Source organism: Bradyrhizobium sp. 521_C7_N1_3 (assembly GCF_052075975.1).
GTDB lineage: Bacteria > Pseudomonadota > Alphaproteobacteria > Rhizobiales > Xanthobacteraceae > Bradyrhizobium > Bradyrhizobium japonicum.
Genome location: NZ_CP197232.1, coordinates 4,078,418 through 4,095,494, shown reverse-complemented (window position 1 = coordinate 4,095,494; position 17,077 = coordinate 4,078,418). Strand labels below are relative to the sequence as shown.

The window sequence follows — 17,077 nt, the reverse complement described above, 5'->3', positions numbered from 1 at the left end:
ATCTCGTTACCATGCCTGTGCGAGACGGCCAACGGACGGCTTCGCCGTCTCGACCGCCGCATCCTTCCAGCCCGGACGACCCACACGCTGCCCCTGACGGCGCAGCTTGCGCAGGTCGTTCAGTCCCTCGATGTTGACGGCGGGACCGGAGCCGATGGTTTCGACCGGACGCGGCGTCAGCAGCGCATCGAGCCGCGCCTGGCCGGAGAGGCCGAGCAGATAGAACGTCCCGCCATCCTTCTTCGCAAGCCAGGTCTCGATGGTCTCCTTGCCCTCGCCGTCGATCGCGATGTTGCGCACCATGCTGGCACCGGTGAAGTCGTAGCAGCAGGTGTGGCCCGGTCCATAGTTGGTGACGCTCGCCGAGACGCCGTCGGTGTAGAACACCACATAGGCGTTGCTGACATTGGCGTTGCCGATCTGGCTCATCGTGAACACGCCGCCCGGCTGGTAAAGCTGGAGCGTCGGTCCGTTGATCGGCGCCAGCGTCCGGTTGTTCAGGAACACCTGCTGGGTCGCGGTGGTGAGCATGAGCTGGCCCGGCACATAGCCGTTCAGGATCGTGACCGCATGCGCGTCGGTCCGGAAGTTGGCGTCCACCACCCTGAACTGGTTGACGATGATGCTGTCCGGGTCGATCGAGATGTTGGCGGACTTCGCGACGCCGCCGTTATAGCCGGTGATGTTCATGATCAGCGGAATCGCCGGATTCGAACGGATCTGCTCGCCCCTGACGTTGATCGTGTCTGCCGCCAGGTCGAGCTCCCGGACGACGCTGACCCAGCCGATCGTCAGGTCACCCGACGAGGTCATCTTGACGACGTCGCCGCTGATCCGGTCGAACGAGACCGATCCGGCCACATCGAAACGCGTCTCGCCGTGCGCCGAGATTGATCCGCCGCGGAGCGAGCCCGTGTCGGACTTGACGTTGAGGTCGCCGGCATCGCCCGGGATACCCGTCGTGGTGAGCTGGCTGAAGACGATGTCGTTCACGGCGTGCAGGGTCTGGGTGCCGCCGCTGATGGCGGTGCCGACGGTGATCCCTCCGGCCGTCGCGGTGACGTCGAGCGTGCCGCCCACGTTGAGATTATCCCAACGAACGACGGTGCCGCTCAGGACCGCGTTGCCGGTCGTGGCCGTGAGGTTATGACCGGTGTTGGTCCCCGCCGCGATCAGCCTCGCCGAGCCATTGGCGGAGACCGAGCCCAGCGTCGGCACGCCGCCTGACATCACCGTCTGCGCCAGGATGAAGCCGTTGTCGGCGTTGACGTTGATGCTGCCGGCGTCGCCGTTGATGCCCGTCGCCGTCAGCGCGTTGAAGGTCACGTTGTCGCGGGCGTGGATGGTCTGCGTGCCGCCGCTCTGCGCCGTCTGGAGCGTGATGCTGCCCTGGCCTGAAGTGACGCCCAGCGTCGTGCCGACATTGAGGACATTCCAGTTGACCGGACCATTCGCGGTCAGCAGGCCCGAGCCGGTCGTGGCGGCGAGCGTGTTGCCGGTGATGGTCGTGGCCGCAACCAGCGTCGCCGAGCCGTTGGCCGAGACCGAGCCCTGGCTCGTCACGCCGCCAGACGTCACCGTCTGCGCCAAAATGAAGCCGTTGTCGGCGGTGACGTTGATGCTGCCGGCATCGCCGGTGATGCCGGTCGTCGTCAGCGCATTGAACGTCACATTGTCATGGGCGCGGATGGTCTGCGTGCCGCCGCTCTGCGCGGTCTTGAAGTTGATGCTGCCCTGGCTGGCCGTCGCGCCCAGCGTCGTCCCGACATTGAGCGTGTTCCAGTCGATCGGGCCGGTCGCGGTCAGCACGGCCGAGCCGGCCGTGGTGGCGAGCGTGTTGCCGGTGATGGTCGTGGCCGCCAGCAGCGTCGCCGAGCCATGGGCCGAGACCGAGCCCAGCGTGGTCACGCCGCCCGACGTCACGGTCTGCGCCAGGATGAAGCCGTTGTCGGCTGTGACGCCGATGTTGCCGGCATCGCCGCTATTGTCGGTGGTCGCGAGCGACTTGAACGTCACGTTCTGGCTGGCATGGACCGTCTGCGAGCCGCTGCTGTCGGCGGTGCCGATGACGATGCTGCCGTTGTTCGTGACCGCACTGAAGCTGCCGCTCGCGCCGGTCGCGGTCCCCGCCACCACCTGGTTGAGCGTCAGGCCGCCCGTACCGATGATGTCCACGCTGCCCTTCACTGCCGACAACAGGCTTGCCTCGGTGTCGGTGAGCGCCTTGACGTAGATGTCGCCGGCACTTGCGCTCGCCGACAGCCGCACGGCGCTGAAGGCCATCCGGCTCGTCGCGCTGCCGATGCCGTTCGATCCGCTCAGCGACAGCTCGGCGCCCGCGCCGGATGCGACGAACTTGCTCTGGCCATCGCCATTGTCGATGATCGCACCGAGCGAGGCGACGCCACCGGCGGTGACGACGATCGACGGCGTATTCGAGGTGGCGGCATAGGACAGCGACGAGTTCAGCTGGCCGATCGTCGCATCGCCCGTGGTGGTCACCGAGATCAGGCCGGCGGCATTGATGGCCGAATAGGCGCCCATCGACAGCGTCGCGGCCACCAGCGTCACGCCGGCCGTGCTGCTGGTCGCAACCACCGGTGCCGCGCTGGTGCCGGCCGTGAAGGTCATGCCGCGGTTGGCGAGCAGTTGCATCAGGCCGCCGCTGGTGATGTCGGCATTGATGGTGAGCGCGCCGCGCGCAGCGTTCAGCGTCAGCGCCCCGCCGGCCGTCAACGTCCCGGAGGGGCCGCTGGTGCCGACCACGAGGTCGCCGGTGACGGCGAGGAGGCTGAGGTCGCCGACCGCCGAGCCGGTCACCGCGCCCGAGATGTTCACTTGTAGCGGCTGGAAGGTCGAGCCGTTGAATCCGATGCTGCCGCCGGCGCGCAGGTCGAGGTCGGTGCCCAGGATATGGATCGCCGAACGGTCGGTGAAGTCGGCTTCGGCGTAGATGCTGCCGGTCGCGGCGAGCTGGATCGCATTGCCGGCGGCGATGTTGCCGAGGATGAGATCGCCGGTGGTCTGCTTCACGTAGATGCCCTGCGCCGACGAGACCTGGTCGAGCTGGTCGTTGCCCGGGGCGGCGAACGCGATCTGAAGCGCGTTCGAGCTGGTGCCGACATTGCCGTGCTCGGCGATCAGGGTCAGGTTGCCGATGTCACCCGAGATCACGGACCCGCCCGCATTGGCGAAGATGCTGTTGACGGCGTCGAGCTTGACGTCGCCGCGGCCGGTCACCTGGATGCCATTGGCCTGCGCGGCCGTGATCGGGCCGTAATTCGCGGTGACGCCGCCGAGCGCGAGGCTGTTCTTGCTGCCGAGATAGATGTTCGTCAACGCCTTGGCCGAGATCGCGATCGGGTTGTCGACGACGACGAGGTTCTGTTGCGACAGGCTGACCGTATAGGTCGTGACATGGGTGGTCGGGTCCGTGACCGCGCCGACGGTGAGCTGGCCTGGGCCGGCGGTGGCGAGCAAGCCCCTCTGCTCCGGCGTCAGCGACGAGGAATCGACGCTGGTGAAGGTGAAGGTCTGGGGCGCGGCCGAATTGCCGACCGAGCCGCGCGGCGCGTAGAGCATGATCTGGTTCGCGCTGACATTGGCGATGACGTTCTCGTCGATCGGCGGCGGCGCCGCGCCGACGGCCGAGGACGACACCGTGTAGGCGAGCTGGCTCTGCGTCCACTGCGAGCCCGCGGTGATGATGCTGTAGACCCGCTCGGTCGATGCGAGCGTGTAGCTGTAGTTCGCATTATAGGTGTTGAGCGCAGTCTGCAGCGCCGTGTTGCTGGGCAAGCGCTGATTGGCTGTCGTCACACCCTCGAACAGCTTCGTGAACAGGGTCGCCGACAGCGAGCTGCCGAACACGGTCCCCAGCGGATCGGTGGGAGCGGTGCCGAGCAATGTCGTCAGCGAGGTCTTGAGCTCGTCGGTGGTGATCTTGCCGAGTAGGAACTGGTCCCGCAGGAACCGCGTCGTGGCCTCGACCTTCATGTCCGTCGTCGAGACGTTGGCGGGATCGATGCCGAGCTTGGCAGCCACCTGCGCCCGCAGCACCGTCAGCCCCACCGAGGTCGGGTTGTAGGTGCTGCCGTCCTGGAATGCGATGTTCTTGAGTTGGAAGTAGTCGTTGTAGGCCGACGTCACCATCGACTGGTAGCTGTTGACCGCATTGGTGGCCGCGTTGCCGCTGAGCAGGTCGAGGCTCGTCCAGACGCTCTGGAGATGCTGGCTCTGCGCCTGGGTGAGGCCGACCGCCGCCCGGCCGTTCAGGATGCTGGCCTGGTTGCCGTCGGAGCCGGCGGCTTCCAGGAAGACCGGGCCGCCGGTCGACTGGATCGTGCCGAGGCGCAGATCGCCCTTGGACTGGATGATGTAGGTGCCGGTGGCCGAGGCGCTGTCGAGCACGCCGCCATCGACGGCGCCGCTCGCCTGCGTCGTGCCCGTCGCCTGGATCACCAGCGGATTGATGTTGGTCAGGGTGGAGGCGCCGTTGACGACCGCGCTCGTCGCGCCGATCGCACCGGAGGTGGAGTTGATCTCGATGTTCTTGCCGATCACGACGGGTGTCGCGACGTTGTAGGCGGAGGCCGAGTTGATGTCGCCCGTTGCCGAGAGGAAGACGCTGCCCTGCGGCGTGGCGCCCGCCGAATTCACCTTGACCTGGTTGATCGACAGCGCGCCGATCGCGGAGATCGCGATGTCGCGGTCGATCGAGCTCGCGGTCAGATTGCCGCCATAGATCTGCACCTGGACGGGAGCCTTGGTGGTGCCGAGCGTGCCGATGCCGCCGTCACCCCGAAGCGTCACGCTCGTACCTGATATCACCGGGTTATTGGCATTGGCGCCGACCGTGATCGACGAGTTGGCGCCGGTGGCGTTGAGCGTCGTCGTGCCCTGAAGGTTGTTGATCGACCCGTTGATGACGATGCCGGAGGTCGAATTGACCACGACGTCGCTGCTTCCGCCGCCGGTGAACTTGATGTTGATCGGGTTCGACGCCTTGACCGTGTTGGTCAGCGTGAGCGTCAGGTGATCGTAGATCGCCTGGTACCAGTTGAACTGGGCGTCCGCGCCGCAGCACGCATTGGGGTGGGTGCCGAGCGGATTGATGTTGCCGTTCGCGTCTACGCCGTCCGCCCAATGATAGCTGCCGGTTGCGGTGGTGACCTTCTGGTAATTGCTGGTCTGCAGACTGCCGGTGGTACCGCCGCCGCCCGTGGCCTGCTGCACGCCTTCAACCAGGCTGATCGTGCGGGTCCAGTTCTCTCCGGTGGTCGCGTTCGGCGTGAAGTGCCAGCCATAGTCGAACTGCGTGCTGTTGGTCGGACGATCGACCGTCGCCGTATCGACCCACTGATAGTACATGTTGTCCTTCGGCGCGTACTGGACGCCTGCCGTTCCGGTCCTGGCCGCGAGCATCGAAGGATCGATCGCGTTCGCGGTAACGCTGTTCACCTCGTATCGCGACACCTGCTGGCTGCTCGCAGCCTTGGGATCGTAGACCCACCACGTCGTCTTGCCCTTGAGCTGGTCGACGATCTCGACCACGCTCTGGACGCTGGCGCCGGTATTGATGGTGTTGGTGACGAGCGCAAGCCCGGTCGTGTTGTTGACATTGATCGTGCCGGCGCCGCCCTTGATCTCGATGTTGCCCTGCGAGACGTTGTTCTCGGTCGAGGTCGAGATGATCTTGCCGTTCAGATAGACGTAGCCACCTGCGCCCTGCACCACGCTGTTCAGGATGAATTGGTCGGTGAGCGCGTTGTACTTCACCCCGATCTTGACGTCGCCGGTGCCAGACGTCGTCAGATTGGTCCCTGAAATGTCGACATAGCTGCCGTTCCGCGCATTGTCCTGGGCTTGGGCAAAGGCGGCGCTGTTGCCCTTGAGATTCGTGACCTGTTGCAACGCGTCGGCGCCGATGTTGACCGAGTAATTGCTGCTCGATCCGCTCTGAATGGTGCCGTTGATGTTGATCACCGACGCCGAGATGATGACCGCCTGGCCGCTGATGGTCCGGGTGGCTGTCGCGGTGGCCGGCGTATCCGCGGTCTTCGGCGTGATTGCGTCCGGCTGGATGTTGATGACCTGGAAGAAGGCCGAGCATCCCGAACAGTTGAACGGCGTCTTGTACGGATCGCTATCCGTGTAAACGTTGCGGCCGTCATAGGTATGTTTCTCCCACGGCGCAGTCGAGATGACCTGAGTGGTCGGCCCCTCGATCTGCTGGAGGGTGCTGACACTCGGTACGCTACCGGCGTTTTGATTGCCGTTGCCGGGCGCGCCCTGCCCCATCGGCAGGAAGATCGACGAATAGAGCGAGTGACCGTCGTAGAACGTCATCAGCATGCGCGCGGTGAAGATCGTGCTGGCATCGGCGTTGCCGACCGGTTGATACACGCCGTTATTGCCGTCGACGCAGCAGTAATAGAAATACGGGTGATTGCTGCCGGCACCGATATGCGGAGCGGTGTAGTAGTCGCCATAGGCGCCGAGATAGGTCGCCGCCGTCATCACCGCCGTCAGCGCGTCCTCCGGCCTGTCTTCGGTGGTGGCCCATTGCGAGGTGACCGCGCTGCCGGCGTCGTAGAAGCTCCCGATACCGCCGAGGAAGGTGAACGTGCCTTTGGGCACCACGATCTGGACGGTCGCGGCGCTGAGCGACTGCGACGCGACGACGCTGCCGAGATTGTTGATGATCTTGAGCAGGCCGTTCGCGTTGTTGACGGCGCCGTTGAAATAGATGTCGGGCGTACGTGTCAGCACGTTGCCGTTCTGGTCGATGCCCTGGCCGCTGTCGGGATCGAGGCGGTTGTAGGTGGCCGAGACGTCGATGATCGGCGTCGCGCTCGGCATCGCAGTGAAGGTCACGTTGGAGTGCGAATCCGGGTCGACATGGTCGATCTGGCGATAGGTGATGTTTCCTCCGCTCACGTCCGTGACCGTGAGATTGCCCAGGCTCATAAAATCGAGGCCCTTGTTCTCGATCTTGATCAAGGGCGAGCTGCGCGCGATGACCGCCGGCGCGGCGGGATTGGTGCCGCTGTTGCCGGTAAGCTTCTGAGCCAGGATCGAGACGTTGCCGGCGGACACCAGGATGTCGCCGAACGCGAACGCGTTGCCGGGTGCGTCGGAGGTAAATGGCGCCTGCTTGATCAGCGTGTCGATCTGGCGCTGGATATCGCCGGTCGGATCGGTGCCGGACGGCGACATGCTGGCGGGGGCCGTAGGCGTCGCCGCCGCGAGCTGGGAGCGGACCTGTGCCGCGGTCAGGCCGGTCAGCGTCGCCAGCTGATCGACCACCAGCTGGTAGGGATTGAAGTTTCCGACGACGGTGTACTGGACCGTCTGGTGGTTCCAGCTCATCACCGGGCTGAAGTGATTGACGTCGGAGACGTATTCGAGGACCGACGACGAGCTGTTCGTCAGCGACGAGTACGGGCTCGTTGTGCTCAATGTCGGCGTGGACGCGCCCAGATTGATCGTGATGGTCAAATCGTTGTTGATGCCCGCAACCACGAGGCCATTGAGCGCGACGTCACCGGTTCCGCTGGTGTGGCTGTGGTTGTCGCTGTTCTTGGCGCTGAAGATGTCCAGATACGGATTGTAGTTGCTGCCGTTGCCGGCCGCGGTGACCTGCCCTTGCGTTGCGCCCAGATAGATGTCACGCGCGCCGAGGATGCTCGAGGTCGGGGCCAGCGTCAGGCTCGTGGTGTCGTCGGCATTGGCCGTGCCGCGGTAGAGCGTGGAGATCGGAATGGCGGTGTTGTTGTAGACGACCGTCGTCGCCGTCGCCTGCACGCTGCTGAAGACGCTGCCGTCGCCGGCGAGGCCCGCATAGATGGTGATGTCGCGCCAGGCCACGATCTTCGCGTTGTCGCCGACATTGACGGACTGGTTGGCATGCACCCAGGTGTTGGTGCTGGCGCCGACGCCGGCGATCGCGCCGTAGAGGCTGGCATTGGCGTTGTTCGCCGCCGCCATCTTCGCCGCCGTGCCGATATAGATCTTGCCGGCGCTGAACAGCTCGCGGGCATTGATGTTGACCGCGAGCGTGGCATTCGCGGTCATGTTGGATTCGGCGCCACCACCGGCGAAGAAGCTGGCCGTGGCCAGGCTCGCGGTGTCGTTGGTGTTCAGCGTGTTGTAGGCCTCGATATTGATGAACGCCGCCGACGTCCGCGGATCGTCGTTGAGGCTCAGCACCGTGCCGGCGCCGATATTGGTGTTGACGTGCTGGGTGACGGTCGAGGTGCTGAGTGCGGCTGCGCCCGAGAACGAGCCGCCGGAACCTGAACGCGCGCCGCCGCCGCCCTGGTTGACGATGTCGTTGGCGATGACGACCATGTTGCCGCCCGCCGAATTGATGATCAGGTGCGTTCCGATCTCGGCAGTGGTGGTGGAGTCGACGTCGTTCTGCGCCTTGCCGGCCGAGACGCCGGCCGTGGACGCCTGATAGGCATCGCCGCTCGCGGCATAATTCGTGGTGTGGATAGCATTGATGCGGAGGCCGCCGAAATAGAGCGTGTCATCCGCTGTGCCGCCGTCGAACCGCGCATTGGTCACGGCCGTCGAGCTGGTGGTGGCCACCGCCGCCGCGCCGGCATAGGTGCCGCCCGCGCCGACCGTCGCGTTTGAGACGTTGGTGTCGGTGCCGGTCGCCGTGATCCGGAGGATGCCGGTGTAATTCTCGTGATTGAGATTATCCATGTCCGCCGGCGCACCCAGATAGGCATAGGTGTGCGCGCTCGACGACGTCTGCGCGACGGTGGCGCCGAGCGCCAGGAACCCGGTCGAGAGACCCGTCCCCTCGGCATATTGGGCGCTGTCGTTCTCGGCCGCGATGGTCACGTTGGCGTTGGGCAGCACGATGCCCGTCCCGCCATAGGCGTTCACCGTCGCGTTCTCGGACGCCACGGCCAGGCTGCCCTGCGCGCCGATCAGCGAGCCGCCGCCGCCGGCGAGCGCCTTGGCCCAGGTCGTCGTGCCGCTGGTCGGAACCAGCGCCATGGCGGTCACCGCGAGCGCACCGCCCGAGAAGCTGACATTGTCGCCGACATCGGCCGTCACCGTGGCGCCGACCGTGGACTTGGCAATGGCGACACCGACGGCGGCGCCGCCGACCGAAACGCCGATCGCCTCGCTCGAAAGGTTGGGCGTGATCGACGCCGACGCCAGCGTGCCGACGCCGGTCGCGGACGTCGTGATCGAGGCACTGGCGCCGATCTCCGCCAGCACGGACGAGTTTTCGTGGGCCTCCGCATCCGCACCGACGCCCGCGACGATGCCGCCGCCGAGTGCGGTGGCCGTCGTCGTCAGCGTGCCGGCGCCGCTTGCGCCAACCGCCAGCGTGGCGACGTTGACGGTGGAGCCGTTCAGAACCCGTGCTGCGACCGAACTCGTTCGGCTTGCGGTTGCGACCGAAGCGCCGACAGCCACGGCACCGCCGGTGACGCCGCCGGTGAAGACCACCTGGGTCGTCGAATCCTGCGCCATGACGGCGGCGCCATTGCCGGTGCCGCTCGCGCCGGTGATCTGGCCGCCGAGCATCGCCACCACGGAGTTGCTGACATTGCCGACCGCCACCGCCGCCTGCGCGCCGAAATAAAGCGCCGCACCGCCGGCGATCGCCTCGGTGTCGATGGTCTTGCCTGCGTAAGGTCCGGTGGTCGCGTCCTTGACGACCGCCGCAACGGTAACGACAGGTGCCGTGACGGCCAAGGGCGTATCTGCGGCCACCAGCACGCCGGAGCCGTTGCGTCCGTAGTCACTCAGATTGGCGAGCACGGTGCTGTTGACGCTGGTGTAGCCAATGCCGGCCCCGATGCCGACATTTTTCGCAAAGCCGGCGCCGAGCAGATACATCTTGGCCGCATTGGCGCTGGTGGCAGTGACATTGACCTGCGTGCCCGTGACGTTGCCGCCCGCGATCTGCGCGACGACGGCGTCGTTGCCGCCGCTCAGCACGCTGCTGACGTCGTAGGTCGACGTCACGTTGGCACTGTTCGGATTGCCGGCGGTGCCGCTCGCAACCGCGTTGCTACCGTGCGCGTTGTTGGTGCCGCTGTTCACGGACGCGATGGTGCCGTTGTTGCCCTGGTTGAGCTGGCCGGTCTGCTGGCCCTGGGTGTCGGCATCGGCGGTGTTGGTGCCGATGATGATGACGCCGACGGTCGCACCGATGCCGACGCTGCCGCCGATGCCGGCGGTGACCGCGTAGGACAGCACCTCCTTGGTGCTGAGCGCGTTGACGTTGATCGCGCCGGACGAGTTCAGATTGCTGTTCCAGCTCTCCGCAACGGTCCGGCTCTTGAACACGATGACGTTGGCGGCTGCGCCGACGCCGACCCCTGCCCCGCTGGCGCCGACTGCGAGCGCACCTGCGATCTCCTTGATCGCGACGTCCTCGTTGGCGTTGATGGTGACCGCACCGGCCGCACCGCCCGTCACCGATTGCAGCGTGGTGTCGTAGACGCCGGCGATGGTGGTGTTGTTGGCAATCTCGATGTTCGCCATGCCGGCGATCGCTGCCGTGCCGGTCGAGAGCGCACCGCCGATCGCATAGGCCTCGAAGCGGTTCTTGGTCTTGGCCTCGACGTCGAGCGCGCCACTCAGGTTCAGCGCGGTCGTGTGTGCAGCGCCATTGCCCTGATAGTGGAACTCGTCGCCGACATAGGCCTCGGTCCGGTTCGAGGAGACCTGGACCAGGAACGCCGCGCCGATCGCGGCCTGGCTGCCGTAGGCGCCGGAGCCGTTCGCCGAGAAGATGCCGGTGTTGTTGGTGGCGTTCACGGTCAGTGACGCAGCCGTCAGCGCGCCACCATCGACATAGGCTTCCGTCGTCGCCTGGAACACGTTCAGCCCGACCGAGCCGGTGTTGAAGCCGACCGCGATCGAGGACGCATCCTGCTCGGCATTGGCCTTCACGGTGACGGCGCCGACCGTCGCGCTCGACGACTGCACGCCGCCGACCGTGGCATTGGTGATGTAGGCGAACGTGCCGCGCTGCATCGTGGTGCTGATGATGGTGGCACCGCCGCCGCCGTTGCCGGTGGGCGCGACGATGCCGGCGCCGAACGCGCCGGAATAGGAGAAGCTCGACGCCGCGACCTCGATCTGCGGCGCCAGCGTCGACGATGTCAGGCGCGTGTCGATCGCGGCGCTGTCGATATAGGCCCTGGTCTCCCCGCTCATCACGTTGGTGATCGGGTTGATCATGATGGAGATGCCGCTGCTCGCGGCGACCGACGCGACGTTGGTCACGACCGCCTGGTGCGAACTCGCGACCACGGCCAGGCCGCGCAGGATGTCCTGGTTCTCGGAGAGATCGGGCGTAGAGTCGGTCGGCGCGTGGGCGGTGCCGAGATCGAAGGCATGCACCAGCGTGCCGTTGTTGACCGACAACGTATCGGTGGTGCTGGTCCCGAGCGCATCGACCTTGGTGTTCGCGCCGCTGATATAGGCCGCCGTCGTCCCGGTGATCTGGTTCGTGACCAGCGAACCCGCGCCGCCGGCTGCGCCCTTGCTGATCGACACGGCGCCGGCGAACACGGCCGCCTTGTCGTTGTTGCCGGCGATCACGGCGACGTTGTTGGTGGCGGTGACGTCGGCGCCGTTGATCCCGTTGGTGCCGGCGGCGGTGATGCTGGCGGTGACGTTGGTGCCCATCAGATTGGTGGCAACCGAGCCGGCGAGCCCGACCTGCGAGGACATCGCGATACCGACGGCAACGGTCGCGATGTTGGCGTTCGAGTTCGCACCGACGGCGACGCTGCCCGAGGCAGTCAGCTTGGACCCGGTGACGCCGGCGCTGACATTGTTGGCGATGCTGCTGTAGACGAGCGCCAGGCCCGCGGCGCTGCCCTGCGTCGAGGCGCCCGCGATGGCGGCGGTTCCGGTGATGCTGGAATTGTCGGTCGCGTTGACGGAAATGTTCTTGGCCGTGACGGACGATTGCGTCGCGCTGGACAGGTTGTTGCCGATCGCCGCCGAAACCGTGTTGGCGATCGAGCTGATCGTGGTGCCGCCGACGCCCGCAAACTGTCCGGTCGCAAGACCGAAGCCGATCGTGACCGCCTGGATCTTGGAGGAATCGACCGCGCTCACACTGACATTGCCGTTGCTGCCTGCCGTCATCAGGACGTTGGCGATGTAAGCCGAGTGCGTCGTCGCGATCGTGTTGTAGACGATCGAGGCGCCGACATTGTTCTTGCCGGCCTGGATAAGGCCCGCAACGGAGACGATGCTGGCACCCGGACCGTTGCCCGTGCCATCGTTGAGCGCAGCCGCGCTGAAGTCGATGCAGTTCTGCCCGCCGGTACCGCCGGCGACCGTGCAGGTGTCCGTGGCGAGATGATTATTGTTCGACTTCTTGACGAGGTTGCCGAGCGCCGTATCCAGCGCCGACACCGCGCCGCTGTCCGCCAGCACCGTCACGCGGCCGACATTGATGCTCACCGTCGAGCCGCTGTTGATATAGGCCGTCGTGGTCGGCGTGATCTCGCTGACGACGACCGCGCCGGCAAGCCCGTTGGCGCTGGCCCCGCCCCCGCCTGAGGCCGCACCGGCCGCAATCACGCTGGCGCTGTCGGCCATCACCAGCAGGGTGTCGTAATTCGAGATCGCCGTGCTGCGGATATGCGCGTCGGTCGCGTTTCCGCCCGTGGGATCGGCGATCGACGCATAGGTCAACCCGATGCCGACGCCGGCCTGGCCACCCGATATATAGAGCGAGCCGCCGCCGATCGCGATGTTCGTGGTCTGGTAGGCGTCGACCTCGAGCGCGCGATTGACGCCGCTCGCCTGCCCCGTGATCGTCGAGCTCTCGATATAGGCGTTGGCGCTATCAGTGATGATGCCGACCGAGGCCGACAGCGACGCTGAATTGGATTTCGATCCCGCCACGCCGATGGCAACGACGGTCTCCGAGCCGCCATTGAGCGCCTGCACCGTCACCGAACTCTGGTTGTTCATGGTGGTGCCGTAGATATAGGCGAGCGTCGCATTGTTCGACATCGCCGCCGCGATCGCGCCGCCGATCGCAGCCCCCGTGGCGGACCCTCCGGCCAGATTGAGCGCCGCCGAGCCCGAACCATTGTTGAGCATGGTGTCGTTCAGCGCCTGAACGATCGTGTTGGTCAGCACGGCGCCGGTCGTGGTGTACTTGTTGACCGTCGTGTTCCTGATATAGGCGCTAGTATTGAGCGCGACGTCACTCACCGACGAGCTGCCGGCGAGATCGAGGCTGAAGCCGCTGGTGCTTGATCCCGAGGTGGAACCGATCTTGCCCGCCGCCGTCGTCACGCCGGCGGCGCCTCCGGTCGAGGCGGCGCCGGCAGCGCCCGCCTTGTCGGAGAAGCTGGACGACGCCGGGTCGGAGACCGCTGCCGCGACGGCGGCCGCGGTGATGCGCCCCGAAGTGGTCGCGCTGAGTGTCAGATTGTCGACATTGACCGCCCCGCTTCCGCCGCTGGTGCCGGCGAACGGATCGTTGGCGCTGAACACGCCGGGCCGGATGTCGGAATGGTTGTCGCCGATATAGGCGGAGGTGTCGGTATTTGCGCCGAGATAGGCGACCGACAAGCCGACCGCCGAACCGCCGCTCCCGTTATAGCTCATCGCGCCGGACAGCGTCACGACCGACAGGTCCTGCTGCGCCAGGATGCCGACGGTCGGGGCATAGACGGTGGCCTGGCTCGAGATCGACGCGTGCGTCGTGTTGTTCAGGAAACCGAGCGAAGTGATGCCGTTCAGCGCCAGCGTGCCGGCAGCCTTGCCGGACGACGGTGCGACAGCGACGAACTGGTCGGAGGTGATCGCGTTGACGGCGATGTCGTCCGCCGCACGCAGCGTCGCACGGTCCGAAACGCCGGCGATGGTATTGGTGTTGAACTGGACGAGATTAAGCGCGCCGCCGACGGAGGAGCCGCCCGAGGTGTTGCCGAACAGGAAGCCGAGCGTGCCGACATTGCCGGCGGCGTCGATCGACGCCGTGGTCGTGGTGGCCGCGATCTGGAGGCTGGCGTTGTAGGTATGGACGTCGCCATTGTCCATCCCGACCGACCAGCCGGTGCCACTGCCGCAGGCCGCGGTCGCGCAGGTCGCCGTCAGGCTGGCGCTGCCGGCCACCCACGCAGTCGTGTTGTTGTTCACGACGAAATGGTTCAGGGAACCGGCGATGCCGATCGTGTCGCCGGCGTCCGCGGTGGCATTGGCGTAGCTGGTCAGGATGTTGCCGCCGACGCCGAGATTGCCGTTGAGGTGGCTCAGCACCGCCCCCAGTCCATCCCATTTCAGCCAGGTGTTGGTGATCGGCAATTCGGTGGTGGCATCGACGGCGATATTCGCCGCGTTGACCAGGGTTCCGCCGCCGATATAGGCATTCGAATTGTGGGTGAAATTGCCCCAGGCGACGGCCGCGCTGATCGCGGTGCTCTCGCCCGACACCGGGTCCTTCGTGATCGCACTGGACGTCGCATTGCTGCGAACGCCGCGATCGATGACGTTGCTGGCGACGGCGACGTTGCCGCTGGCATAGATGCTCGGCGCGCCGCCGCTCGGATTCTGCGCGATCGCAGCGGTAGCGCTCTGGGTGCTGTTGGCCAGCGAGAGCGCGCCTGCGACTTTGAAATCGAAGCTCAACGGCATCAGCGAGCCCATATGGTCCCTGATGATCGACGTCGGCGCGGTGACGGCACGCAGTCCTCTTTCGATTGCCGCGATCAGTGCCGGGAGGCCGGCGATGGACGAAGCCATCGTGGAATTGAGCGTGGTATCGGACGTCGCTTCGACCAGAACGGAGCCGTTCATCCGGTTGGCGGTATCGGTTCCGAGCGATGCGCCGAGCGTCGCGGTCGCGGACGTCGTGATGTCGCTGATGGCGAACGCGCCGCCGACAGCACCGCTCGCCCCCGTTCCGGGCGCCGCAACCGACGTTGCGCTGGTCGAGAACGAGTTGTTGTTGATCGCGCGCACCTTCAGGGTGCCGCCGCTCGTGTTCACCGTGCCGGCAGCAATATGCGCGCCGGTCGCGACGTTGGCGGTCGTCGTCACCGATCCCGTGGAATAGGCCACCGTCGGGACAATCTGCGCGCTCGTCGACGCCGCGAGGGCCGAGATGGCGATGGTCGCATCGTTGAGCGCCTTGATCTCGAGGTTGCCGCCGGCGCTGACCGTCGCGCCCGAGGCCACGTTGGTCGTGGCACTGCCGTCGATCTTGCCGACGACCACACCGGCCGCGACCGGCGTGAGGCTGCCGAGCAAGGTGGAGGCGACCGCCGGATCCGACGCGGTCTCCGTGGCATGCGCGGAAATGGTGACGTCGCCACGGCCGTTGATGTCGGCATGGCTGTTGATGTTGATGGTCGCGGTGGCGCTCGCCGCGACATAGCCGCCATTGAGCCCGAGCAGCGAGGCGGCAAGCGTCGAGCCGACAAGCGCGAAATCACCGGCCACCGAACCGTTCAGGAAACTCGACACGGCCGTCGAGGTCGCGCTGATCGAGATGATGCCGCCGGTGATCTTGCCGTCGACCGTGATCGACGTCGCGGCGGTGGCTTGGCCGGACAGCTTGATGTCGCTCGCCGTTGCCCTCAGCGTCACGTTGCCGTCGGCGTAGGTGGTCCCGCCGAAGTTGACCGACTGGGCCAGGATCTGCGCGCCATTCATGATCTCGATGTTCGGCGCGTCGATGATGACGTTGTTGGCGTTGCCGGTCGAATGGCCGGAGCCATCGAGACGGCGGGCATCGATCATCGCATGCGCGGCGAGCGTGATGGAATGATCGGCCTGGATGAGGTAGTCGGCACCGGCGCTGAGCCCGGCGAGCGCATTCACGATGGAGCTGTTCGACAGCGTCACGCCGGTGTCGCCCTGAGCGGCATCACCCACGACCACGTCGGTCGGGTCGATCAGCAGCGTGCCGGCCTTGCCGTTGTCCGCACTGAGGTCGACCTTGATGCCTTTCCCAATGTCGATGATCCCGTTCGCGCTGAAGTCGACGAGACCGGCATTGCCCGTCTTCGCGCTGGCATCGAACCTGGCGCCGCCCGCGACGGTCAGGTTCTGCGCCGCCTTCAGGCGGATCTCTCCGGCATTGCCGTTTGCGCTTGCGATGTTGAGGTTGGCCTTCTTGCCGACATCGATGTTGTTGCCGGCCTGAACCGTGATGTTGCTCGGCGTCGCGCTCTTGCTCTGCGCGGTCAGGCGCCCGTTGATCCTGGCGTTGTTGACGGCGCCGATATGGATCGAGCCGTTGCTGACGGTGATCGCGCTGGCGCTGCGCAGGCCCTTCGAGTTGACGGAGGCTGCGAATTTCGCGGCGTGATCGAGATTGGCGATGTCGCGCTGGGTGGCGCCGCCGACAAAGACGTTCTGCCCGGTCAGGCGCACGCCGTCGATCGCGTTGATGCGGCCATAGATACGGATGTTGCCGTCGGGCGAGACCGGGAACGAGCCGGCCATGAGGTTGCCGACCGCCGACTGGTTGATCTGCCCGCCCGCGCCGATCAGGCTGTCGGTGAACTCGCGTGTCGGCGTCGAGACGTTGAGGCTGCCGACATTGACCGTGCCGCTGCGGCCGACCACGAACCCCTTGGGATCGGCGAAATAGACGTTACCGCCGATCGCGCCGTTCATATAGGAGTTCAGCGTGCCGTTGACGTAAACAGGCGCGTCGCGAACGATGTTGACGAGGTTCTGCGTGCCGGTCGGCAGCTGCAGATTGACGGTGTTGCCCTGCCCGACGCTGAACTGCGAGAACGAGTTGAAGGCGTTGTTGCCCGAAATCGTCGACGTCGTGACGTTGGTCACGCTGCCGGAGGTTTGCAAGGACGTGCCCGTGCGCCCATCCGGGGTGATCACGTTCGCCGTCTGCGCCTGCAGGCGGACGCTGAACACCGGCAGGAAGACCATCTGCATCGCGCAGAGCAGCGACATCGAACGGAAGCGCGCCAGCCCGCGCAGCGTCGTCAGCTCGTCATTGTGTCGCGTCGCAGATGGTCCGCGCATTTCAGATCCTCTTCATCGGCATTCGCGCCGATCCACAACCGGGTGGGAGAATGTCGTGAGGTCG

Annotated in this window: 1 protein-coding gene; it reads right to left on the bottom strand. The window is 66.0% G+C overall.

Going from position 1 to position 17,077, the window contains the following annotated elements:
• Positions 1-6: 6 nt before the first annotated feature.
• The gene (locus AB7008_RS18765) at positions 7-17,013 is read right to left on the bottom strand and encodes a leukotoxin LktA family filamentous adhesin (protein ID WP_441259253.1); all 17,007 of its coding nucleotides are present in this window, start codon (positions 17,011-17,013) and stop codon (positions 7-9) included.
• Positions 17,014-17,077 lie beyond the last annotated feature (64 nt).